The 20622-nt window shown below is 71.3% G+C and carries 24 protein-coding genes; 10 read left to right on the top strand and 14 right to left on the bottom strand.

Annotation, left to right across the window (positions count from 1 at the left end; genetic code table 11):
• Positions 1–80: 80 nt before the first annotated feature.
• On the top strand, positions 81–479 hold the full coding sequence (locus tag ACIPY8_RS10450) for a DUF1844 domain-containing protein (protein WP_400817779.1): 399 nt from the start codon (positions 81–83) through the stop codon (positions 477–479).
• Positions 480–520: 41 nt separating this feature from the next.
• Here ACIPY8_RS10450 and ACIPY8_RS10455 read toward each other — a convergent pair whose 3' ends face one another.
• The 3 genes from ACIPY8_RS10455 to priA all read right to left on the bottom strand — a co-directional run bounded on the left by ACIPY8_RS10455 (position 521) and on the right by priA (position 2585).
• Complete coding sequence (locus tag ACIPY8_RS10455) at positions 521–922, bottom strand: hypothetical protein (protein ID WP_400817781.1); 402 nt, start codon at positions 920–922, stop codon at positions 521–523.
• A gap of 120 nt (positions 923–1042) precedes the next feature.
• On the bottom strand, positions 1043–1855 hold the full coding sequence (locus ACIPY8_RS10460; protein ID WP_400817782.1) for an SseB family protein: 813 nt from the start codon (positions 1853–1855) through the stop codon (positions 1043–1045).
• Complete coding sequence (priA, locus tag ACIPY8_RS10465) at positions 1839–2585, bottom strand: bifunctional 1-(5-phosphoribosyl)-5-((5-phosphoribosylamino)methylideneamino)imidazole-4-carboxamide isomerase/phosphoribosylanthranilate isomerase PriA (protein ID WP_400817784.1); 747 nt, start codon at positions 2583–2585, stop codon at positions 1839–1841. Before priA ends, ACIPY8_RS10460 begins: the two co-directional genes overlap by 17 nt.
• 155 nt (positions 2586–2740) lie before the next feature.
• Here priA and ACIPY8_RS10470 point away from each other — a divergent pair, with 155 nt between their 5' ends.
• Positions 2741–4435, top strand: coding sequence for an AAA family ATPase (locus tag ACIPY8_RS10470; protein WP_400817786.1), 1695 nt, complete (start codon positions 2741–2743; stop codon positions 4433–4435).
• Positions 4436–4456: 21 nt separating this feature from the next.
• Here the strand turns inward: ACIPY8_RS10470 and hisH are convergent, their stop codons facing one another.
• The 4 genes from hisH to ACIPY8_RS10490 all read right to left on the bottom strand — a co-directional run bounded on the left by hisH (position 4457) and on the right by ACIPY8_RS10490 (position 7292).
• The gene (hisH, locus tag ACIPY8_RS10475) at positions 4457–5098 is read right to left on the bottom strand and encodes an imidazole glycerol phosphate synthase subunit HisH (RefSeq protein WP_400817788.1); all 642 of its coding nucleotides are present in this window, start codon (positions 5096–5098) and stop codon (positions 4457–4459) included.
• On the bottom strand, positions 5095–5712 hold the full coding sequence (gene hisB, locus ACIPY8_RS10480) for an imidazoleglycerol-phosphate dehydratase HisB (RefSeq protein ID WP_400817789.1): 618 nt from the start codon (positions 5710–5712) through the stop codon (positions 5095–5097). Before hisB ends, hisH begins: the two co-directional genes overlap by 4 nt.
• Positions 5709–6803, bottom strand: coding sequence for a histidinol-phosphate transaminase (locus tag ACIPY8_RS10485; RefSeq protein ID WP_400817790.1), 1095 nt, complete (start codon positions 6801–6803; stop codon positions 5709–5711). Before ACIPY8_RS10485 ends, hisB begins: the two co-directional genes overlap by 4 nt.
• Positions 6804–6929: 126 nt before the next feature.
• A complete protein-coding gene (locus ACIPY8_RS10490; RefSeq protein WP_400817792.1) occupies positions 6930–7292 on the bottom strand; it encodes a LysM peptidoglycan-binding domain-containing protein in 363 nt (120 codons plus the stop codon).
• Between the two features lie 279 nt (positions 7293–7571).
• Between ACIPY8_RS10490 and lexA the strand changes: the two genes are divergently transcribed.
• Both lexA and ACIPY8_RS10500 read left to right on the top strand, forming a co-directional pair.
• A complete protein-coding gene (gene lexA, locus ACIPY8_RS10495) occupies positions 7572–8258 on the top strand; it encodes a transcriptional repressor LexA (RefSeq protein ID WP_400817794.1) in 687 nt (228 codons plus the stop codon).
• A 45-nt stretch (positions 8259–8303) separates the two neighbouring features.
• Positions 8304–10166 carry a prolyl oligopeptidase family serine peptidase gene (locus ACIPY8_RS10500; RefSeq protein ID WP_400817796.1) on the top strand — a complete coding sequence of 621 codons (1863 nt, stop codon included), beginning with the start codon at positions 8304–8306 and terminating at the stop codon, positions 10164–10166.
• Between the two features lie 6 nt (positions 10167–10172).
• Here ACIPY8_RS10500 and smpB read toward each other — a convergent pair whose 3' ends face one another.
• From smpB to ftsE, 3 genes are all read right to left on the bottom strand, one after another.
• Positions 10173–10649, bottom strand: coding sequence for an SsrA-binding protein SmpB (smpB, locus tag ACIPY8_RS10505; protein ID WP_400817798.1), 477 nt, complete (start codon positions 10647–10649; stop codon positions 10173–10175).
• Between the two features lie 85 nt (positions 10650–10734).
• Positions 10735–11649, bottom strand: a complete 915-nt coding sequence (gene ftsX / locus ACIPY8_RS10510; RefSeq protein WP_400817800.1) for a permease-like cell division protein FtsX — start codon at positions 11647–11649, stop codon at positions 10735–10737.
• Complete coding sequence (gene ftsE, locus ACIPY8_RS10515) at positions 11646–12704, bottom strand: cell division ATP-binding protein FtsE (RefSeq protein ID WP_400817802.1); 1059 nt, start codon at positions 12702–12704, stop codon at positions 11646–11648. Before ftsE ends, ftsX begins: the two co-directional genes overlap by 4 nt.
• 140 nt (positions 12705–12844) lie before the next feature.
• On the opposite strand from ftsE, the gene ACIPY8_RS10520 reads away from it, so the two are divergent.
• Both ACIPY8_RS10520 and ACIPY8_RS10525 read left to right on the top strand, forming a co-directional pair.
• Complete coding sequence (locus ACIPY8_RS10520) at positions 12845–14164, top strand: DUF2510 domain-containing protein (RefSeq protein WP_400817804.1); 1320 nt, start codon at positions 12845–12847, stop codon at positions 14162–14164.
• A gap of 22 nt (positions 14165–14186) precedes the next feature.
• Positions 14187–15383, top strand: coding sequence for a septum formation family protein (locus ACIPY8_RS10525; RefSeq protein ID WP_400817806.1), 1197 nt, complete (start codon positions 14187–14189; stop codon positions 15381–15383).
• Between the two features lie 63 nt (positions 15384–15446).
• Here ACIPY8_RS10525 and prfB read toward each other — a convergent pair whose 3' ends face one another.
• A complete protein-coding gene (gene prfB, locus ACIPY8_RS10530; RefSeq protein WP_400817808.1) occupies positions 15447–16556 on the bottom strand; it encodes a peptide chain release factor 2 in 1110 nt (369 codons plus the stop codon).
• 108 nt (positions 16557–16664) lie between these two features.
• Here prfB and ACIPY8_RS10535 point away from each other — a divergent pair, with 108 nt between their 5' ends.
• From ACIPY8_RS10535 to ACIPY8_RS10550, 4 genes are read left to right on the top strand one after another with little or no spacing between them, the layout of a single operon-like run.
• The gene (locus ACIPY8_RS10535) at positions 16665–17912 is read left to right on the top strand and encodes an MFS transporter (protein WP_400820315.1); all 1248 of its coding nucleotides are present in this window, start codon (positions 16665–16667) and stop codon (positions 17910–17912) included.
• A complete protein-coding gene (locus ACIPY8_RS10540; RefSeq protein ID WP_400817810.1) occupies positions 17909–18460 on the top strand; it encodes an NUDIX hydrolase in 552 nt (183 codons plus the stop codon). Before ACIPY8_RS10535 ends, ACIPY8_RS10540 begins: the two co-directional genes overlap by 4 nt.
• 31 nt (positions 18461–18491) lie before the next feature.
• The gene (locus ACIPY8_RS10545) at positions 18492–19154 is read left to right on the top strand and encodes a hypothetical protein (RefSeq protein WP_400817812.1); all 663 of its coding nucleotides are present in this window, start codon (positions 18492–18494) and stop codon (positions 19152–19154) included.
• A gap of 52 nt (positions 19155–19206) precedes the next feature.
• Positions 19207–19332, top strand: coding sequence for a hypothetical protein (locus tag ACIPY8_RS10550; protein WP_400817814.1), 126 nt, complete (start codon positions 19207–19209; stop codon positions 19330–19332).
• A gap of 41 nt (positions 19333–19373) precedes the next feature.
• Here the strand turns inward: ACIPY8_RS10550 and ACIPY8_RS10555 are convergent, their stop codons facing one another.
• The 3 genes from ACIPY8_RS10555 to ACIPY8_RS10565 are packed head-to-tail and all read right to left on the bottom strand — an operon-like array spanning position 19374 to position 20621.
• Positions 19374–19787: a hypothetical protein gene (locus ACIPY8_RS10555; protein WP_400817816.1), complete on the bottom strand. Its 414-nt coding sequence runs from the start codon at positions 19785–19787 to the stop codon at positions 19374–19376.
• A gap of 8 nt (positions 19788–19795) precedes the next feature.
• Positions 19796–20251 carry a TadE family protein gene (locus tag ACIPY8_RS10560; protein WP_400817818.1) on the bottom strand — a complete coding sequence of 152 codons (456 nt, stop codon included), beginning with the start codon at positions 20249–20251 and terminating at the stop codon, positions 19796–19798.
• The gene (locus tag ACIPY8_RS10565) at positions 20220–20621 is read right to left on the bottom strand and encodes a TadE/TadG family type IV pilus assembly protein (RefSeq protein ID WP_400817820.1); all 402 of its coding nucleotides are present in this window, start codon (positions 20619–20621) and stop codon (positions 20220–20222) included. The genes ACIPY8_RS10560 and ACIPY8_RS10565 overlap by 32 nt, the downstream gene beginning before the upstream one ends.
• Position 20622: the final 1 nt, after the last annotated feature.

Below are 20622 nucleotides of genomic sequence, written 5' to 3' on the forward strand. Positions count from 1 at the left end.
CGCGGGTGGGAAGTGAATCCTCTTTCGTGCCGGAGCATGACGCTCCGGAGCCCGACACAGTCTAACAGAAGGCAAGGCACGTGACGAACCAGGCACCGGACGAGACCGCACACGAGCGCGAGGAGCGCTGGGCTCGGCAGGAGGAGGCCGCATCGTCGGCCACCCGCGACATCGCGGACGTCCCCGCCGTCGAGGTCATCACCACGGCCGCGGTGCACCTCATGAGCGCCGCCGCCGTCAAGCTCGGCCTCGCCGACGACCCGCAGGCGCAGGCGCAGATCGATCTCGACGAGGCGCGCAAGCTCATCAACGCCCTCGCGGGACTCATCACCGCCGGCGCCCCGGAGATCAGCGACATGCACGCCCGGTCGCTCCGCGACGGCCTCCGGTCGCTGCAGCTCGCCTTCCGCGAGACGTCGACCATCCCCGACCCGATCGGCAAGGGCCCGGGCGAGAAGTGGACCGGCCCCGTCAACTGACGGTCCGTGGTCGTCGGACGCGCACAGCGAGGCGACACGCCTCAGCCTCGCAACACCACCGGTCGCGACGTCGACGGCCCGCCGCACGGATCAGTCGAGTGCGTCCACTCGATCGTCTCCTCCGTCTCGGACAGCAGGAAGCCGGCGACGTCGTAGACGCGAACCGTGATCTCCTCCGGCGCGTCGAATCCGAAGCCGAAGGATCCGGGCTCACCCTGCTGCGGCACCGAGGCGTCGGAGCTCGGGGTCGGCTCGGCTCCTGGCGCCGCTGAGCACCCTGCGTCCGTGCACACCTGCAGGAACACGTCGCCGTCGTAGGCCGAGGAGTCGATCGTGATCCCGTTGCTCCACCCGATGGCGGTGCATGCGCCCGGCGGGAACGCGCAGCCGGCGAGCAGTGCAGCCATGGCGACGAGCACCCCCACCGCGCCCATGCGTCTCATGCCGCGAGCCTAGCGCGGCCCCACGCCGACGCTCACCTGCAGGGCCCGGGCACGCGTGCCCGGGAGTTCTCCGCCGAATCATCCGGCAGACGCACATCGGTCCTGCACGTGGTCGCGTGATCAGGCGGAGCGGCGGAGCTTCACGGTGAGAGAGTCGGCGAGCACGGCGATCCGGTCGTCGGCGGCCCAGCGCTGCGCGAGGCGCGCGAGCACGGCGTCGAGCACTTCGCGCTCGAGTCCGTCGACGAGCTCGAGGATCACGATCAGCTCGGGTCCGCGCAGCCGCGCGTCGGGGTCGCCGGACGCCACCGCGACGTCGATCACCGCGAGCTCGTGCGCGACGCTCTCCTGCAGCGCACGGACGACCTCGGGCGACAGGAAGCTCGGCTCCCACGACTGCGCCTGGGCGATCGCCCACACCGCGGGACGGCGGATGACGAACTCGGTCTCGGACGTGGGGTCGAGCACGATCAGGTCGGTGTCCTCCGCGGAGGCCGACAGCGCGACACGCACGGCCTCGACCGGGATGGGCCTCGCCAGGGGGTCCCAGCGCCGCATCGTCTCGACCGACGAGAACACCGGCTGCACACGACGCCCGTCCGGAGCCGCGACCGTGACGATCGACAGCTCCTGGGTCTTGTCGACCGCGAGCCCGTTCGGCGCCACGCCCTCCTCGCCCTTCTCGGCGATCAGGGGGATCAGGACGCGCGCGGACCGGAAGGCGTCGACGACCTCGACCTGCGACCCCTCACCGGCGCGGAAGCGCAGCAGCGCCGCGAGGAGCGCCGGATCGGCGGAGCCGTCATCCGCGGCGTGCGGATTCGACTCGAAACTGCGCCCTTCCCACGGGACTCCCGCGGAGTCGCCGCCGGAGTGCGCGGAGTGGTCATGCGACTCGGGGCCGCACGAGTGCGCGTCAGTCTCCGGCGACATCCAGTGCCTCAGCCAGCGTGAACGCCCCCGCATAGAGGGCCTTGCCGACGATCGCACCCTCGACGCCGAGCGGAACGAGGTCGCGGAGCGCCGCGATGTCGTCGAGGTTGGAGATGCCGCCCGACGCCACGACGGGCTTGGGCGTGCGGGACGTGATCTCGCGCAGGAGCTCGAGGTTCGGTCCCTTCAACGTGCCGTCCTTCGTGACGTCCGTCACGACGTAGCGGCTGCAGCCGGCGTCCTCGAGACGCTCGAGGACCTCCCAGAGGTCGCCGCCCTCCTTGGTCCACCCGCGGGCCGCGAGCGTGGTCCCGCGCACATCGAGGCCGACGGCGATCGCCTCGCCGTAACGTCCGATCACATCGGCGGCCCACTCGGGGTTCTCGAGCGCGGCGGTGCCGAGGTTGATGCGCGCCGCGCCGCTCTCGAGAGCCGCCTCGAGGGTCGCATCGTCGCGGATGCCGCCGGACAGCTCGATGTTCACGTTCTTGAACTGCTTGATGACCTTGCGCAGGATCGGGGCGTTGCTGCCGCGCCCGAACGCCGCGTCGAGGTCGACGAGATGGATCCACCGGGCGCCCTGCGACGCCCACTCCCCTGCCGCGTCGAGAGGATCGCCGTAGTTGGTCTCGGTGCCGGCCTCACCCTGCGTCAGCCGGACGGCCTTGCCGCCGGCGACGTCGACCGCGGGGAGCAGAGTGAGGGAGGGGGACTGCGCGAAGTCGTTCATGACGTCCTCAGGTGAGATCGGGTGCGCCGATTCGTCGGCACGAGAATCGACACTAGCCGCCGCATCCGCCCGCTCCAAATGAGCGTGACGCCGCGGGACGGACGCCACGCGGTAGCCTCGATGACACGTGTATCCGGTCGACGAGGAGAAGGTCCATGACGCGCGACGGCGAAGCCTACGGCGGAGGCCCCCTGCGGCGGGGCAACACGACCCCGCCCGAGACGCCGGATCTCGTGGAGCACGTGCCGCTGAGCCCCGAGGATGACGACGACTGGCCCACGATGCCCGGATACGCCGTCCGACCCGCGCAGCCCGCACAGCCCTCCGCACCGCCTACTCCGCCCGCACAGCCCTCCGCACCCGTGAACCCCGCGCCTCCCGTGCCCACCAGCGGAGCGACGACTCCGGCGTCCTCCGCTCCGACGTCGACGCCACCGGCTCCGATGCCGTCGTCCGCCCCCGTGGTGCCCACGCTTCCTGAGGGCGCACCGGCCGCGCCCACGACACGTGCTGCCGCCGCGGCGGCCGCCGCCGCACATCGCCCCGTTCCTCCGGCGCAGAGCGCTCCGCTCGGGCACCCCGGGCAGGCGGCATCCCCCGACGCCCCGGCCACGGTGCCTACCACGGCCGCCATCCCCGGTGTTCCGACGGTCCCTGCCGCCCCGACCGCTCCGGCGCCCACGCCGACGCCGCCCGCACCGGCACCCTCTGCACAGGCACCCTCTGCACAGGCACCCTCTGCGCCCGGGCTCGTCCAGAGCGTCCCCCTCTCACCCGCACCCCCGGCCGCATCCGCACCGGCCGCATCCGCACCGGCCGGGCCGTCTCCGACCGTCCCTCCGCAGCCCGCCGCACCCCATGCGCCGGCCACACCCGCCGGACCGGGCCCCGACCACGCGGTCGCCACACGTCGGGAGCAGCGCGAAGCGGGCGTCGAGCGGCGCTCCTTCCTCCAACAGGACCCGCGGGAGGACCCCGCGCGTCGCGGCGGACGCGGATTCCTCAACCGGATCGGCTTCTCCCTCGGCCCCAACGCGAGCGAACGCGCGTCGCGCGACGATGAGCACGCCGTCAGCCGTCACTGGCCGGGACCCCGCACGGTCGCGGTCGTGAACGGCAAGGGCGGCGCGGGGAAGACCCCGGCGACGGTGCTGCTGTCGGCGGTGTTCGCGCAGTACGGCGGAGCAGGCGTGCTGGCCTGGGACAACAATCAGACGCGGGGAACGCTCGGCTGGCGGACCGAGACCGGCGCGCACGACCGGACGCTGCTGGAGCTCCTCCCCCAGACGCAGCGCCTGCTAGGCGCTCAGGGCCAGTCCGCGGACCTCGCGCACTTCGTGCACCACCAGCCGCAGGAGAAGTACGATGTGCTGCGGTCCAAGCCCATCCGCCTCGCACACGAGAATCGTCTGAGCCCGGCCGACGTCGATGCGATCCACGCCGTCGCCGCGAAGTTCTATCGACTCATCATCATCGACTCGGGCAACGACGAGTCCGATCCGATGTGGCTGCGGATGATCGACCGTGCGGACCAGCTCGTGGTCGCGACCACGACGCGCGACGACCACGCCGAGGCGGGCGCCCTCCTCCTGGAAGCCCTGGAGGACCGGGACGAGCGGTCAGCGCACCTCGCCCGGCAGGCGGTCGTCGTCGTGAGCCAGGCCGATCCCAAGGCGTCGTCCGTGGAGGTCGCCGAGGTCGTGGCAGGATACGAGCCGCTCGCCCGCGAAGTCGTGCGGATCCCCTATGACCGGGAGATGGTCGACGGGCACCTGCGGCTGCGCGCGCTCGCCTCTCCGACGCAGGAGGCGTGGCTGTCGGCCGCCGCCGCGGTCGCTCGCGGTTTCTGAGCGCCGGAACCGGACTCGGGGTCAGTCGCCGAGGCTGCCGATCCAGTTGCGGAGCAGCTGGATGCCGGCCTCGCCGGACTTCTCGGGGTGGAACTGCGTCGCAGACAGCGGACCGTTCTCGACGGCGGCGAGGAACGGGTCGCCGTGCGTCGCCCAGGTCAGCACCGGCTGCGGGAACGGCGGGATCACGTCGAGCTCCCATTTCTGAGCGGCGTAGGAGTGCACGAAATAGAAGCGCTCCTCCTCGATGCCGCGGAACAGCACCGAGTCCGCGCCGGGCGCGACCGTGTTCCACCCCATGTGCGGGAGCACGGGGGCGTTCAGCTCGGTGACCGCTCCCGGCCACTCGCCCAGGCCTTCGGTGTCGTGCCCGCGCTCGACTCCGTGCGCGAAGAGCACCTGCATGCCGACGCAGATGCCGAGCACCGGACGACCGCCCGCCAGACGGCGATCGATGATCTCGTCGCCGCCATGAGCGTGCAGGGCGTCGCGCACCGCCTGGAAGGCTCCCACCCCGGGGACGAGCAGTCCGTCGGCGTCGAGCGCCTCGGCGCGGTCGCGCGTGAGCACCGCATCCGCTCCTGCGGCGACGAGCGCCTTGACCGCGGAGTGGACGTTGCCGGACTCGTAGTCGAAAACGGCGACGCGGGGCGTCCGGGTCACAGCGCACCCTTGGTCGACGGGATGCCGTCCACGAGCGGGTCGAGCGCCTTTGCCTGGCGGAATGCGCGGGCGAAAGCCTTGTACTCCGCCTCCGCGATGTGATGCGGGTCGCGTCCATCCAGCACGCGGACGTGCACCGTGAGACCGGCGTTGAACGCGAGCGCCTCGAACGTGTGCCGCACGAGCGACCCGGTGAAGTGACCGCCGATCAGGTGGTGCTCGAACCCCGCGGGCTCACCCGTGTGCACGAGGTAGGGCCGACCGGAGATGTCGACCACGGCCTGCGCGAGCGCCTCGTCCAAGGGCACCAGGGCGTCTCCGTAGCGGGCGATCCCGGACTTGTCACCGAGTGCCTCGCGGATAGCCTGGCCGAGCACGATGGAGATGTCCTCGACCGTGTGGTGAGCGTCGATGTCGGTGTCACCGGACGCGCGGACGGTGAGATCGGTCAACGAGTGCTTCGCGAACGCCGTGAGCATGTGGTCGAAGAAGGGCACGGACGTGTCGATACGGCTCGCACCGGTGCCGTCCAGGTTCAGCTCGAGCTCGACGGTGGACTCCGACGTGGAGCGCACGCGGGTCGCGGTGCGCGGGGTCTGGGCGGTGCTGCTCATGATGCCGATCCTATCGAGGCGAGGGCGTCCAGGAACGCGGTGGTCTCGGCTTCGGTGCCGGCGGTCACGCGGAGGTGTCCCGGCAGGCCCACGTCGCGGATCAGCACGCCGCGGTCGTACAGCTCCTGCCAGACCCGCCGCGGATCCGAGACGCCGCCGAACAGGACGAAGTTCGACCACGACTCGTGCGGCATGTAGCCGAGGGCCTCGAGCGTGGCCGAGATGCGGTCGCGCTGTTCGACGATCTCCTCGACCATGCCGAGCATCACGTCGGCGTTGCGCAGCGCGGCGATCGCCGCCGCCTGGGTGAGCGCGCTCAGGTGGTACGGCAGGCGCACGAGACGCAGCGCGTCGATGAACGCCGGGTCTGCGGCGAGGTAGCCGACGCGGGCGCCGGCGAACGCGAACGCCTTGCTCATGGTGCGCGACACCGCGAGACGGGGGCGCCCGTCGAGCAGGGTCAGTGCGGAGGCGGCGTCACGGGGCGCGAACTCCTGATACGCCTCGTCGACGACGACGATGCCGCGGGACGCCTCGTAGACCGCCTCGACCACGTCGAGTCCGAGAGGCGTTCCCGTCGGGTTGTTGGGCGCGCAGAGCAGGATGACGTCGGGGTCTACCTCGGCGACCTGCGCGGCCGCCTCTTCTGCGGTGATCGTGTAGTCGGGCTGTCGCGTTCCGGCGACCCAGGTCGCGCCGGTGCCTTTCGCGATCAACGGGTACATCGAGTACGTGGGCGCGAAGCTGAAGGCCGTGCGACTCGGGCCTCCGAACGCCTGCAGGATGTGCTGCAGCACCTCGTTGGACCCGTTGCCCGCCCAGATCTGCGCGGGGTCCAGGCCGTGACCGAGGTACTCGGCGAATCCTTCTCGCAGGGTCGTGAACTCACGGTCCGGGTAGCGGTTCACATCGCGCAGAGCCACGGCGATGTCGTCGAGGATGTCGCTCGCGACGGCGTCGGGCACGGGATGCGTGTTCTCGTTGACGTTCAGCGCGATGGGCAGTGGGGCCTGAGGCGCACCGTAGGGAGTGAGCCCTCGGAGATCGTCACGGAGCGGAAGGTCGGCGAGCGAAGCAGTCACCCTTCCCATGGTAGAGCGAGCTCGACGCCGCTCGTCATCCGGTGACGCTGCATGAACGATCCGTGTCCACCCGACTGTCAGCGCCCTGTGATCCGGATCGGCGCCTCTGATCTCGATCGAGGCGCTGGTCACGCCTCAGTCCGTGTAGCCCGCGGGGATCGCGATCTCCTGGCCGATCTGCAGAGCACCGCCCTGCAGCGCGTTGAGGCGCGTGATGTCGCCGATGACCTCGCGCGGGTCGGCGCCGGGAGCGACCGCCTCGGCGATCGACCAGAGCGTGTCGCCCGGCATCACCGTGACCGTCTCGAAGGACGCCGTCGCGACGTGCTCGTTCGAGGCGATGGCGCTGCCGCCGCTCAGGGCCGCGAACGCGATGCCCGCCGCGAGAGGAACGGCCGCGATCGCGAGCACGACACGACGACCACGCGCCGTCAGCCGGAGGCGAGTCGCCGGACGTGCCGGGACGACTGCTGCGCTGCTGAAGGTGATGGTGCTCATCTCGTGCTCCTCTGGTGACCGCGGGGCGGTGAAGGTGGCGTAGCGTTCGCATCCGCGACTCGGCCGGGAGCCGGGAATGCGAAGCTACGTTCCGAAGGTATCTTCGAATTCGAACATCTGTCAAGACTTCTTCGAAATCCGCTCTCCGAATCAAGCGACACGCTCGAACAGATATTCCCTATCGGCGTGCTTCTCGGATACGGTTTCGATACGAACACCCCACCACGGACCTCCGACATTCGAATCGGGACGCCGGAAACCGCACCTCCGAGGAGCACCATGAGCGAGAACTCCGCCCCCGAGTCCGAGGCGCCGCGCACTCGCCGCCGGAAGAGCCTCAGCCCCAAGCAGATGGCCATCCTCGAGGTCATCCAGACCTCGATCAGCCGCTACGGCTATCCGCCGAGCATGCGCGAGATCGGCGACGCGGTCGGTCTCAAGTCGCTGTCGAGCGTGACGCACCAGCTCGGCCAGCTCGAGCTCAGCGGCTACCTTCGTCGCGACCCGGGCAAGACCAGGGCGATGGAGGTCCTGATCGACCTCCCCGGCACCGGCACCGAGAACCCCGCCGACGTGGCGACCCCTGTCGGCGACGCCGCGCTCGTCCCTCTGGTCGGCCGCATCGCCGCGGGCGTCCCGATCACGGCCGACCAGCAGGTCGAGGAGATCTTCCCCCTGCCGCGCCAGCTCGTGGGCAAGGGCGACCTGTTCATGCTCAAGGTCTCCGGCGAGTCGATGATCGACGCCGCGATCTGCGACGGCGACTGGGTCGTCGTCCGCTCCCAGGGCACCGCCGAGAACGGCGAGATCGTCGCCGCGATGCTCGACGGCGAGGCCACGGTCAAGGTGCTGCGGCGCCGTGACGGACACACCTGGCTGCTGCCCCGCAACTCGGCATTCGAGCCGATCCTCGGCGACGAGGCCGTGATCCTCGGCAAGGTCGTCGCCGTCCTCCGGGCCGTCTGACCCCCGCGCCGAGTATCCGGGGGCGTCCGCGCCTAGGCTCGAAGCATGAGCGCACCGTACGGCTCCTGGTCCTCCCCGTTCTCCTCCGCGGCGATCGCCGCGGCATCGCCGCGCATCGACGGCGCGCGCTTCGTGGGCGACGAGGTGTGGTGGGGCGAGTCCGTTCCGGCCGAAGGCGGTCGCGTCGCGGTGCGCAGCTCCACGGGCGACCTCGTCCTCCCCGCTCCCTGGAGCGCGCGCTCACGCGTGCACGAGTACGGCGGCGGCGCCTGGACCGCCGACCGCGAGGGCACCCTGTACTTCGTCGACGGGAAGGATCAGCGCGTGCGCAGGATGCCGCGCGGCGGCGATCCCGTGCCTCTCACCCCGGGCGGTCCTGCCTACGGCGGGCTGCGGCTGCAGCACGGACGCCTGTTCGCCGTGCGGGAGGACCTCACCGTCGACCCCCATCGTCGCGGCATCGTCGAGATCCCCCTCGACGGCTCGGCCGCCGACGATGGGCATGCGCTCACGGTGGTCGTCGAGAGCGAGGGCTTCTACGCGCATCCGGCGCTCTCCCCGGACGGCTCACGGATCGCATGGGTCGAGTGGCACGCGCCACGGATGCCGTGGCAGGAGGCCTCGCTCGTGATCGCGGGCCGCGACCGTCGCATCGTCGTTCCGACCCGCGCGGCCCTGCAGCCCGAGTGGCTCGGCGACGACGAGCTCGTGTACGCCGACGATCCCTCCGGCCGCTGGGCGCTGCACCGACTCCGGTTGGACGGGGACGGCGCAGCGGGCACGCCACGCACCGCGACGCCCGAGGTGGATGCCGACACCGGCTACGGGCTCTGGGTGCTCGGCAACCGCTGGTTCCAGCCGCTCGACGACGGCCGTGTCGTAGCGGTCCGCACGAACGGCCGCGACGACGTGGTGGTCGTCTCCCGCGACGGCAGCGCTCGTCCTCTCGACCTCCTCGCCGACGGCCACGTGAGCGTCGACGATGCCTCCGGCTCCCGCGTCCTCCTGTCCGGCAGCAGCTCGACGACCGCCCCCGGTGTCTGGGCCGTCGACGTCGACTCCGGAGATGTGGAGCGCATCGCGGGAGGGGCGCCCTCCGATCCGGCGTGGATGCCCACGGCATCCGCTCTGCTCGTCGACGGGCCGCACGGGCCGGTGCACGCCTTCGCGTATGACCCGCGCAACCCCGAGCAGGCGGCCCCCGACAACGAGCTCCCGCCGTATGTCGTGCTCGTGCACGGCGGCCCGACGGCCCACGTCACGGGCGCGTCTTCGGCGGCGATCGCGTTCTATACGAGCCGGGGCATCGGCGTGCTCGACGTCAACTACGGCGGCTCGACGGGATACGGGCGCGCCTACCGCGAACGCCTCGACGGCCGATGGGGCGTCGCCGACGTGGACGACGTGATCGCCGCCGCCCGGGGGCTGGCCGACGCCGGACTGGCGGACCCCGCGCGCATCGCGATCCGCGGCGGGTCAGCCGGCGGCTGGACCGTCCTGTCCGCCCTCGTGCGAGGCGGGACCTTCGCCGCCGGGATCAGCCGCTACGGCGTGGCCGACCTGCGGATGCTCGTCGAGCACTCCCACGACTTCGAGGCGCACTACATCGAGGGGCTCGTGGGGCCGCTCCCGGACGCCGAGCAGCTGTACGTCGACCGCTCCCCGCTCACGCACGCCGACCGGATCGACGTGCCCGTGCTGCTGATGCAGGGCGGCGTCGACCGCGTCGTGCCGCCCGAGCAGTCCGAGGCGATCCGAGACGCCCTGCAGGCACGAGGCGTCGATCACGAGTACGTGCTGTACCCCGACGAGGGCCACGGCTTCCGGGCGGCGGAGACGATCGTCGACGCGCTCGAGCGTGAACTGGCCTTCCTCGGCCGCGTGTTCGGCTTCACGCCCGCGGACTGAGCGCGGTCACTCCCCGACGCGGTTGCGGAGCCGCATGGCCCGTTCGGCCTCGCGCGTGTCCTGACGCTCGCGCAGGGTCTGGCGCTTGTCGTACTCGCGCTTGCCCTTCGCGAGGGCGATCTCGACCTTCGCGCGCCCGTCCGAGAAGTAGAGCCTGAGCGGGATCAGCGTGTAGCCCCCGGCCGAGACGGCGTGCGCGAGCTTCGCGATCTCCTCGCGGTGCAGCAGCAGCTTGCGGATGCGCTTCGCCGAGTGGTTCGTCCAGTGCCCCTGCGAGTACTCCGGGATGTGCACGGCGTCGAGGAAGACCTCGTTCCCCTTCACGAAGGCGTAGCCGTCGCTGAGGTTGGCGCGTCCCTGACGCAGCGACTTCACCTCGGTGCCGGTGAGCACCATCCCCGCCTCGTACGACTTCTCGATGTTGTAGTCGTGACGTGCGCGACGATTGGTCGCGATGACCTTCTCCCCGCGTTCCCTGGGCATGATTCTCTCCTGATCCGTGCCGTGACGACGTGCGGAGCCCGATGGCGGGCGCACGGCAGCCTGTCAGTCTATACCGCGGACGCGGTCAGGTGCGAAGCCAGCGGCGGATCGCGAACCCGGCGGACAGCGCGGCGAGCACCACGCCGATGCCGATCAGCACGGGGACGACGAGTGCCGCGTCCTGCATCGTGATCCACGTCGTGATGAACGGCACGCGCCCTCGAAGGTAGCCGTTGACGCCGAAGTGCACGCCCGCGACGACGGCGGCGCTCGCGAGGACGGATCCCAGGAATGCGGCGAACACGCCCTCCAGCACGAACGGCGTCTGGATGAAGCGGTTCGACGCTCCGACGAGGCGCATGATGCCGATCTCCTTGCGCCGGGCGTACGCCGACAACCGGATCGTCGTGCCGATCAACAGGATCGCGGCGATCAGCATCAGCACCGCGATGCCGACGGCGATGTACGTCGCGACCGTGAGCGCCGAGAACAGCGGCTCGAGGTACTGCAGCTGATCCTGCACCTGCTCCACGCCGGCGACGCCGTTGAACGCCTCCGAGATCACCTGCGACTGCCCCGGGTCCTTCATGGTCACGAAGAAGACCTCGAACGCCTGGTCGGGCGTGATCACACTCGCCTGCTCCTCCCCGAGCTGCGCGACGAGCTTGGCGTACGTGTCCTCCTTGGTGTCGAAGGTCACCTCGCGGATGAGCGGAGCGAGCGCCTCCCCGTCCAGCTGGGCCCGCACGGCGTCCACCTGATCCTCGGTGGCGCCGCCGTCGACGCAGGTCTGCGATTCGGAGATCGTCGAGCACATGTACACGGCGACCTGGGCGCGCTCGGTCCAGTACCCGCGCATGGTGCCGATCTGGGACTGCATGAGGATCGCGGCGCCGACGAAGGTCAGCGACACGAAGGTCACGAGCACGACGGAGATCACCATCGAGATGTTGCGTCGGAGGCCGCCGAGGGCCTCCGTGAGGATGAGTCCGATTCTCATGAGGTAGGGCCCACCTCCTCGGCGCCGTCGTCCGACAGGCCGAGCCGGTCGGCCACCCCCAGCTCCGCCACGTCGACCTGCGGCAGCACGATGGGGTGCGTGCGCGGCCCCACGGCCGCGGCCGTCTCGACAGCCTGCTCGTCGATCTGCGGTTCGATGGGCGCTGCCTGCGCCTCCGGGGTCTCGGATGCGGTGGGCACGGCGTCGGGGGCGGATGCCGCAGCCTTGCGCTGCACGTGCAGCTCCTCCGCGAGCGCCGCGCGCACGACGGAGAGGTCGGCGGTCTGCCGCTGGACCTCCTGGACCGCGGTGAGGGCGGCCGCGGCGGCGGCGCCGCGGACCTCCTCGGGAACGAGCCGCGGGATGTTCGACGTGTCGCCGTAGCCGCCGTGCACCTCGTCGCGCACCATCTCGCCGTCGCGGAGCTCGATCACGCGCCGCTGCATCTGGTCGACGAACGCCGCCTCGTGCGTGGCCATGAGCACGGTCGTGCCACCCGCGTTGATGCGCGCGAGGAGCTGCATGATGTCGACGGAGGTCGCGGGGTCCAGGTTTCCGGTCGGCTCGTCCGCCAGCAGCACCTGCGGGCGGTTGACGAGCGCGCGAGCGATCGCGACGCGCTGCTGCTCACCGCCGGACAGCTCGTGCGGCATCCGCTTCTGCTTGCCGTCGAGGCCGACGAGGGCCAGCGCCTCGGGCACGGCCTGCTGGATGAAGCCGCGCGACGAACCGGTGACCTGGAGCGTGAACGCCACGTTCTGGTAGACGGTCTTCGACGGCAGCAGCCGGAAGTCCTGGAACACCGAGCCGATGTGCCGACGGAAGTACGGCACCTTGCGGTTCGCGAGCGAGCGCAGGTCGCGTCCGAGCACGGCGATGCGACCTGTCGTGGGCACGTCCTCGCGGAGGATGAGTCGCAGGCATGACGACTTCCCCGACCCCGACGCACCCACGAGGAAGACGAACTCCCCGCGCTGCACCTCGAAGTCGACGCCGGACAGAGCGGGCCTGGAAGTCCCGCGATAGCGTTTCGTGACGTTCTCGAACCGAATCATGGCGGTTCGAGCCTAAGCGCGCGGATTCGTCTGCCCGCGAGCGACACCCCGCAGGCCTCCTCCGCGTCGGAGGGCACTGCTATACATGGAGGTGTCGATCCGCGCGGTCAGCGCGGACGAAGGACTTCCGAGGGGACATCATGACGACGCCTGCAGGCTGGTACGACGACGGATCCGGTCGGCAGCGATGGTGGGACGGCACTCAGTGGACCGAGCACTTCGCTCCGGCCGCCGAGCCCGCCGCTCCCGCCGAGGCGACGCCCGCCGCCGAGGAGACCGAGGCGACGATCGCCTCGGCCGCCGCCGTCGAGACGTCCTGGTCCGCCGCGCCGTCCAGCGACACTCCGGCGGAAGACGCCGGGGCTCCGGATGCCAACGCCGCGAGCGCCGGCGAAGGCTCGGCGGCCGAGTCCGCGCTCCCCGAGACCGCGCTCCCCGAGACCGAGGTCGACCCGGTCACGCCGCCCGAGGCCGCGCCGACCTGGTCTGCGCCCGGTGCCACCGGCCCGACGACGCCCCTCGACGCCGCCGTGCCGCCGTACGGCACCCCGGCGCCCACCTACCCGGGAGCAGCCGCGCAGGCGCCGACCTATCCCGGAGCAGCGCCGCAGGCGCCGGCCTATCCCGGTGCCACACCGTCCTACCCCGGCGGCGGCTACCAGGCAGCCGCTCCGGGCTATCCGGTCGGCGGATACCAGGGAGGGTACGCCTCCGTGTCCTCCACTCCGCCGCGCCTCTCGGTGCTCGGACTCGTCGGTCTCGGTCTCGCCGCGCTCGGCACGATCCTCGCGTTCATCCCGATCGCGAACGTGTTCGGCTTCGTGCTCCTCGCGGCCGGCTTCATCACCTCGCTGATCTCGCTGTTCCTCAAGGGCAGGAAGTGGCCGGGCATCACGGGCCTCATCGTGTCGGTGGTCGGCACGATCATCGGCGTCGTGATGATCTTCGTCTTCACGTTCGTCACCCTCGCGGGAGTGGTGCGCGACTACCCGACCGCTCCCCCGTCGAGTGAGAGCGACAGCGGCACGGACGACGGCACCGACGGCGGCCTCGGCTCCCCCGAGGCCGTGGAGGGCACGATGGGCGAGGCCGTGACGGTCACCCAGCTCTCCGGGTCGGGCGAGGTCACCGTGAACTCCGCCACGTGGGCGACGTCCGACGGCTCGAGCATCCCCGCGACGAACGGCGGCTTCGTGATCCTCGACGTGACCTGGACGGGCGTCGACGGCACCAGTTACGTCAACCCGATCTACTTCGGCATCGAGACGGCCGAGGGCACCGACGGGACGTACGACTTCTTCGCCGACGGTCAGTTCGGCAGCGAGGAGCTCGCGGCGGGCGAGTCGGTCAACGGCACGGTCACCTTCGACGTCGCCCAGAGCGCCTCGTACACCGTCATCGTGACCGACGAGCTCCTGCAGGAAGTCGCCCGCATCTCGGTCACCGCGACCGCCGGCTGAGCACGAAGGACGAGGACACGGCATGACGATCCCTGCCGGTTGGTACGACGACGGCTCCGGACGGCGGCGCTGGTGGGACGGCTCCGGCTGGACCCAGCACACGCTCGCCGCGCCCGCACCTGCGACGGCGACGCCTGAGGACGCGGAGACGATCCCGCTCGACGGTGCCGTTCCCGACCCCGCGCTCGCCGAGCGCACGTCGGAGGCTCCGGAGTCGGACCCGATCGACGCACCGACCGCCGACACCGCCGACGCGGCGTTCACCCCGCCGTGGGTGCTGCCGGGAACCGGCGCCGCGGACCAGGCCCCGACGCCGGTCGCCGAGGCCACCGCCGCGGGATACGCATCCGCGGGAGTCGCACCGCATGCGGCGGGAGTCGCACCGCATGCGGCGGGAGTCGCACCGCATGCGGCGGGAGTCGCGCCGGGTGCCGTACCTCCCGTGCCGCAGCCGGGCTGGGGAGCCGCCGGGGTCTCCCCCGGTGCCGCGCACCCGGGCTGGGGAGCACCCGTCGTCGCACCGTCGGCGCCGCGCCCCTTCCCGGTCCTGGGCGTGATCGCTCTCGGCCTCGCCGTCCTCGGCACCGTGCTCTCGTGCGTCCCCGCGATCGCGGGCGTCGGCTGGGCGCTGCTCGGTCTCGGCTTCCTCCTCGGCGTCGTGTCCCTGTTCCTGCGCGCGCCGAAGTGGCCGGGCATCGCCGGGATGGGCCTGAGCGTGCTCGGCGCGTTCCTCGCCGTCGCCGTCGTGCTCATCTCCTTCGGATCGACGGGGAGCACGACGCCCGAGACCGGAGGGACGCCGGTCGCTCCACCGTCGACGAGCCCGAGCGACGGAGGCACCACGGTTCCGAGCAACGCCGAGACCGTGGCGTGGTCGGACCTCGAGGTCGGTCAGTGCATGCCGTACGTCGAGTGGGAGGAAGACCTCTACGAGGTGCCTGTCGTCCCGTGCGACGAGCCCCACACCGACGAGGTGTATCTCACGTTCGACGTCGAGGACGGGGACTTCCCCGGAGACGACGAGCTCAACCGGATCGCCGAGGAGCGCTGCCTCAGCGAGTTCGAGACGTTCGTCGGCTACAGCTACGCCGAGTCGGAGCTCGACTTCTACTGGTCGGTGCCGACGCAGCGCACGTGGCGCTGGGACGACCGCGAGGTGCTCTGCGTCGCCTACAGCTACGACGACGTCACCGGCACGCTCAAGGGCGCCGGTCGCTGAACCGACAGGACGGATGCCGGTCCGCTGAGCCTCGCTCGACGGGCCGGCGCCGATCTCTGAGGATCAGTCCTCGTCCTTGCGCTTGCGCCACCGGATGCCGGCCGAGATGAACCCGTCCAGGTCGCCGTCGAACACGGCGGCCGGGTTTCCGGACTCGTGCCCCGTGCGGAGATCCTTCACGAGCTGCTGACCGTAGAGGAAGTACGAGCGCATCTGGTCGCCCCAGCTCGCGGTGATGTTGCCCGCGAGCTCCTTCTTCTTCGCCGCTTCCTCCTCGCGCTGCAGCAGCAGCAAACGGTTCTGGAGCACGCGCATCGCGACGGCGCGGTTCTGGATCTGCGACTTCTCGTTCTGCATCGACACGACGATGCCGGTCGGGAGGTGCGTGATGCGCACGGCGGAGTCCGTCGTGTTCACCGACTGGCCGCCGGGGCCCGAGGAGCGGAACACGTCGACACGGATGTCGCCCTCGGGGATGTCGACCTCGGTCGCCTCCTCCATGAGCGGGATGACCTCGACGGCCGCGAACGACGTCTGCCGCTTGTCGGCCGAGCCGAACGGGCTGATGCGCGCGAGGCGGTGGGTGCCGGCCTCGACCGACAGCGTGCCGAACGCGTAGGGCGCCTCGACCTCGAACGTCGCGGACTTGATGCCTGCGCCCTCCGCGTACGAGGTGTCCATGACCTTCACGGGGTACTTGTGCTGCTCGGCCCAGCGCAGGTACATGCGCATGAGCATCTCGGCGAAGTCGGTGGCGTCGTCGCCGCCGGCGCCGGAGCGGATCGTGATGATCGCACTGCGCTCGTCGTACTCGCCGTCGAGCAGCGTCTGCACCTCGAGCTGGTTGATGAGCTCGGTCAGCGCGGCGAGCTCGGTGCGCGCCTCGACGGCCGAGTCCTCGTCGCCCATCTCGTTCGCGAGATCGACGAGCACCTCGAGGTCGTCGAGCCGGCGGCCGATGCCCTCGACGCGGGCGAGAGCGGACTGGGCGTGGCTGAGGGCGCTGGTCACCTTCTGGGCGCGCTCGGTGTCGTCCCAGAGGTCGGGGGCGCCGGCCTCTTCACTGAGTCGGGCGATGTCGGAGCGGAGCGCATCGACATCGACGACCTCGCGGATGTCACCGTAGGTGACGCGGAGGGCCTGGATGTCGGCGGAGAGATCGAGTTCGAGCATGGCCCACCCAGCCTAACGTGCCGCCTGCGCGGGCGGGGACGCGCCGCGAACGGGAGTAGCGTGAAGGGAGTGAGCGGCGCATCCACGGTTCTGAGACGTTTCGGGCCCATGGTGTACCTCCCCACCGTGCTGTTCTCGCTCGGCGAGGGCGCGGTCATCCCGCTGATCCCCGTGATCGCCGCGTCGATGGGCGCGGACGTCGCGTTCGCGGCCCTCGTCGCCTCCGCGCTCGTGGTCGGTCAGCTGTGCGGCAACCTGCCCGCCGGATGGGCGGTCGCGCGCATCGGCGAACGGTTCACGATGGTCATCGCGGGAGCGATCGCGATCGGCGCCGGCGTGGGGATGGTGTTCGCACCGTCGCTGGCCGTGCTCGCGGCATCCGTGTTCCTCCTGGGTTTCTGCGCGGCCGCGTTCGGCCTCGCTCGGCATGCGTTCATGACGACCCGCGTGCCGATCGCGTTCCGTGCCAGGGCCCTCTCCCTGCTGGGCGGCAGCTTCCGGCTCGGCATCTTCATCGGGCCGTTCGTCGCCGCCGGCCTCCTGCAGCTGTTCGGCTCCGAGGCCGCCGCGATCTGGTTCTTCCTCGGGTGCCTGATCGTCATGGTCGTGCTGGTGCTGTTCGGCCCCGATCCCGAGAAGACGATCCCGCCCACGACGCCCGTGCGGACCGCTCCACTGTCCGCGGACACCGGCGAGGCCGTGAGCGGGTCGATCCCCACGGCACCGCGCACGGGTGTCCTCCGCACCATGTGGCAGCAGCGTTCGGTGCTCGGGCGGCTCGGTCTCGCCGCCGCCTCCCTGTCGGCCGTCCGCTCCGCCCGCCAGGTCGTGCTTCCGCTGTGGGGACTGTCGCTCGGACTCGACGCCTCGACCATCGCTCTCGTGGTCGGCATCTCGGGCGCGATCGACTTCGCCCTCTTCTACGCGAGCGGACAGGTCATGGATCGCTTCGGGCGGCTGTGGGCCGCGATGCCCGCCATGGTGCTGATGGGCGCGGGGTTCCTCGCGCTGTCGTTCACGCACGACGGGGATGCCGCGGTGCTGTGGTTCGGCATGTTCGCGGCCGTGCTCGGTGTCGGGAACGGCCTGTCGAGCGGCATCCTGCTCACGCTCGGCGCCGACGTCGCGCCCGCGCGTGAGCCGGCGGCGTTCCTCGGCTCATGGCGGACGCTGACGGATGCCGGGGGCGCGATCGCCCCGCTGCTCGTCTCGGGCATCACGGCCGTGGCATCGCTGCCGAGCGCGGCGGCCGTGATCGGCGTGATCGGCCTCGTCGGGGCGGGCGGGTTCCTGCGCTGGATCCCGCGCTTCGTGCCTCGCGCGAAGGGCGCGGGACCCGTGGAGGATGCCGGATGAGCGCGCTCGGCGCCGACGTGCGGCGGCTCGTGGCGGGGTTCCCCGTCTCGTCGGAGGACGACGCCGCCGTCCGGACGGATTTCGCATCGTTCTTCGGGGATGACGACGGTCCGGTCGCCCGCGACGACGGCCCCCACCATGCCACGGCATCCGCTTTCGTGTTCGATCCGTCGCTGACGCGCATCCTGCTCGTGTTCCACGGCAAGGGCCGGTTCTGGGTGCAGCCCGGCGGGCACCTCGAGCCGGGGGACGCCTCCGTCGCGGAGGCCGCGCTGCGCGAGCTCGCCGAGGAGACCGGGGTCGCCCCGGGTTCGATCGAGGAGCCATACGCCTACGACCTCGACCGCCACGCCCTCTCCGCGGCCTTCGGACGCTGTGCCTCGCATCTGGATATCGGCGTCGCGCTGGTCGTCGCCGGCGACACGGCGCCTGTCGTCAGCGCCGAGTCCGAGGACGTGCGCTGGTGGCCGCTCGACGACCTCCCCGTCGACGTGCCGCCGCAGTTCCACCGACGCGTCCGGACCGTGCTGTCGCGGCTGTCGCCCTGACCCCGGGCTCGGTCGCCCGTAGCCTGGTCTCATGCCCTTCGCGTTCGTGCTCCCCGCGTCCCGTGAGTACATCGACGCGACGGGCGCGCCGGACTCGCGTCCCGTCGACGCGGACCGCGGCGCAGCCCTGCTGCGCTCGGACTACGAGCGCTGGTCGCGGTGGGGCCTCGGGCTCCTCGCCTTCCTCCTCGCCGGACTCGGACTGTTCGTCGCCCTGGGGATGATCGGCACGATCGCCATGCTGGGCGGGGTCCCCGGCGTGCTGGACGTGGTGATCATCGTCGTCGCCGCGGCCCTCGCAGCAGCAGGCGTCGCCGTCCTGGTCGCCCTGTCGCGATCGGGGCGACGGATACTGCGCGCGGCGTCGTCGCGGCTGCGTTCGCCGTACACGCACGGCGGTCGGCAGCGCCGACCCGCCGGCTGGATACAGGCGCGGAGCGTGAACTTCGAGCCGCGCGTGTTCGCACGGATCACGACCGCGAGTCTCGCCCTGCTGCTCGGGATCGCCGGTGTCTCGCTGATGATCCGGGACATCGTGGCGGAATGGACCTCGGTGACCGCCGCTGTCGGAGCCGTCGGCCTGCTCGCGCTGATCTCGGGATGCGGGCAGCTCGGCGGCGTGCTGCGCCTCGTGTCGGCGCTCTCCGAGGGCGATCCGCTGTGGGCGAGGATCCGCTCCGGGTTCCGCCGCTGACGGACCACCTGTCCACGCGGCATGGGTCGCGTACAACACCGCGATCTACGAGATGGGCACGTTCGTCCGCGATCGCGACCTCGTGGCCGCACGGGCCCTGTGGACGCGCCTCGCCCCGGACATCGATCCCGCTGTCGTCCCCTTCGTCGCAGCGGCGTTCGGGTCCGGCGACTGGTAGGTGCTCGGGCACCTGTTCCCGTGAGCCGTCGCCGGCGCCCGCTACCGCAGCGCCGTCCGACTCGTCGCGGTGGCCTCCAGACGCACGCCGTCGGGGACGAACAGTGACACGAGCGGCGGCTGCCAGTCCGTCGTGACCGTCACCCGCGCTGAGACTCCGTCGGGAGCGGATGCCGACACGAGCGTCGCCTCCCCGGGCCTCGCGAGCAGCAGGGCCACCGCCTCCGCGGTCACCGCCGCATCCGTGAGCTCGGCGCGCACGACATCGCCCTCGACCTCGACGACGAAGCCGTCCGCTCCGGCGAGCGCGGCGGAGTCGGCGAGCGCGTCGAGGCGCTTCTGCGCGATGTACAGGTCGGTCGCGCACACGCACACCAGCACGAGGGCGATCGCGAGCACCGCGTAGCCGAGGGCGAGGAGGAGCACGCTCCCCTCGTCGTCAGCCCCCTCCGTCACCGCGCCCCTCATGACTCGCCCCACACCCGCGAGACCTTCTGCACCGCGATCCCCTCGACCGGCACCGAGGCCGCGCGGTCGAGGCCGAGCACGGCCGGCACGAGCGGAAGCCGCACCCGCGTGCTCACGACCACCGTGACGGTCGTCCCCGCGGCCGGGCACGGCGAGGACACGGGTGCACAGGACATGTCGACGTCCAGCTCCCCCGGATCGATGCCGTACTCCTCGGCGACAGCGTCGAGCACCCGCTGCCCGCGAGCCGACCCCGCCTCGGCATCCGGTGCGAGCGACAGCGCACGCGCCAGATGGCGTGCCGCGGCCTCCACCCCGAGCGACTGCTCCTGGATCGAGCCGAGCGCCACGATCAGGTACACGAGCGGCACGAGCAGGAGCACGCCGACCGCGATGAACTCCAACGCCGCCGAGCCGTCCTCACTCGACGTCGAACGACTCCGCGGGTGCATGAGCCTCCACCTCCAGTCCCGCGGGGATGCCGATCAGGCCGATGATCGGCATCGTCGTGCGGATCCTCACCACGACGGTGTCCTTTCCTGCGTCGTGCGAGCGCCCGACCGTGATGTCGTCCGCGTAGGCGGCGCCGACCGCCCGCGTGATCACCTCGCCCGCGCGCTCGACGCCGGCCGCCGGGGCGGCGTCCGCCAGCGCCGCGTGGTACGCCCCCTCGACCGCTGCGTCGTGCACGACGTTCCGCACATAGACGACGAGCGCGAGCTGCAGCACGCCGAGCGTGAGCGCGGTGAGCATCGTGCCGACGAGCACGAACTCGACCGGGCTCGACCCGCGCTCATCGTGCAGGAAGCCCCGGAGCGTCACG

Origin of the sequence: Microbacterium sp. NPDC089696 (assembly GCF_044749125.1) — a bacterium.
Taxonomy (GTDB): Bacteria; Actinomycetota; Actinomycetes; order Actinomycetales; family Microbacteriaceae; genus Microbacterium.

Excerpts from the sequence above, each read along its gene's own strand:
- ACIPY8_RS10455 (WP_400817781.1), bottom strand. The coding sequence starts at position 922 with ATGAGACGCATGGGCGCGGTGGGGGTGCTCGTCGCCATGGCTGCACTG.
- ACIPY8_RS10460 (WP_400817782.1), bottom strand. The coding sequence starts at position 1,855 with ATGTCGCCGGAGACTGACGCGCACTCGTGCGGCCCCGAGTCGCATGAC.
- priA (WP_400817784.1), bottom strand. The coding sequence starts at position 2,585 with ATGAACGACTTCGCGCAGTCCCCCTCCCTCACTCTGCTCCCCGCGGTC.
- ACIPY8_RS10470 (WP_400817786.1), top strand. The coding sequence starts at position 2,741 with ATGACGCGCGACGGCGAAGCCTACGGCGGAGGCCCCCTGCGGCGGGGC.
- hisB (WP_400817789.1), bottom strand. The coding sequence starts at position 5,712 with ATGAGCAGCACCGCCCAGACCCCGCGCACCGCGACCCGCGTGCGCTCC.
- ACIPY8_RS10485 (WP_400817790.1), bottom strand. The coding sequence starts at position 6,803 with ATGGGAAGGGTGACTGCTTCGCTCGCCGACCTTCCGCTCCGTGACGAT.
- ACIPY8_RS10490 (WP_400817792.1), bottom strand. The coding sequence starts at position 7,292 with ATGAGCACCATCACCTTCAGCAGCGCAGCAGTCGTCCCGGCACGTCCG.
- lexA (WP_400817794.1), top strand. The coding sequence starts at position 7,572 with ATGAGCGAGAACTCCGCCCCCGAGTCCGAGGCGCCGCGCACTCGCCGC.
- ACIPY8_RS10500 (WP_400817796.1), top strand. The coding sequence starts at position 8,304 with ATGAGCGCACCGTACGGCTCCTGGTCCTCCCCGTTCTCCTCCGCGGCG.
- smpB (WP_400817798.1), bottom strand. The coding sequence starts at position 10,649 with ATGCCCAGGGAACGCGGGGAGAAGGTCATCGCGACCAATCGTCGCGCA.
- ftsX (WP_400817800.1), bottom strand. The coding sequence starts at position 11,649 with ATGAGAATCGGACTCATCCTCACGGAGGCCCTCGGCGGCCTCCGACGC.
- ftsE (WP_400817802.1), bottom strand. The coding sequence starts at position 12,704 with ATGATTCGGTTCGAGAACGTCACGAAACGCTATCGCGGGACTTCCAGG.
- ACIPY8_RS10520 (WP_400817804.1), top strand. The coding sequence starts at position 12,845 with ATGACGACGCCTGCAGGCTGGTACGACGACGGATCCGGTCGGCAGCGA.
- ACIPY8_RS10525 (WP_400817806.1), top strand. The coding sequence starts at position 14,187 with ATGACGATCCCTGCCGGTTGGTACGACGACGGCTCCGGACGGCGGCGC.
- prfB (WP_400817808.1), bottom strand. The coding sequence starts at position 16,556 with ATGCTCGAACTCGATCTCTCCGCCGACATCCAGGCCCTCCGCGTCACC.
- ACIPY8_RS10535 (WP_400820315.1), top strand. The coding sequence starts at position 16,665 with ATGGTGTACCTCCCCACCGTGCTGTTCTCGCTCGGCGAGGGCGCGGTC.
- ACIPY8_RS10540 (WP_400817810.1), top strand. The coding sequence starts at position 17,909 with ATGAGCGCGCTCGGCGCCGACGTGCGGCGGCTCGTGGCGGGGTTCCCC.
- ACIPY8_RS10545 (WP_400817812.1), top strand. The coding sequence starts at position 18,492 with ATGCCCTTCGCGTTCGTGCTCCCCGCGTCCCGTGAGTACATCGACGCG.
- ACIPY8_RS10550 (WP_400817814.1), top strand. The coding sequence starts at position 19,207 with ATGGGCACGTTCGTCCGCGATCGCGACCTCGTGGCCGCACGGGCCCTG.
- ACIPY8_RS10560 (WP_400817818.1), bottom strand. The coding sequence starts at position 20,251 with ATGCACCCGCGGAGTCGTTCGACGTCGAGTGAGGACGGCTCGGCGGCG.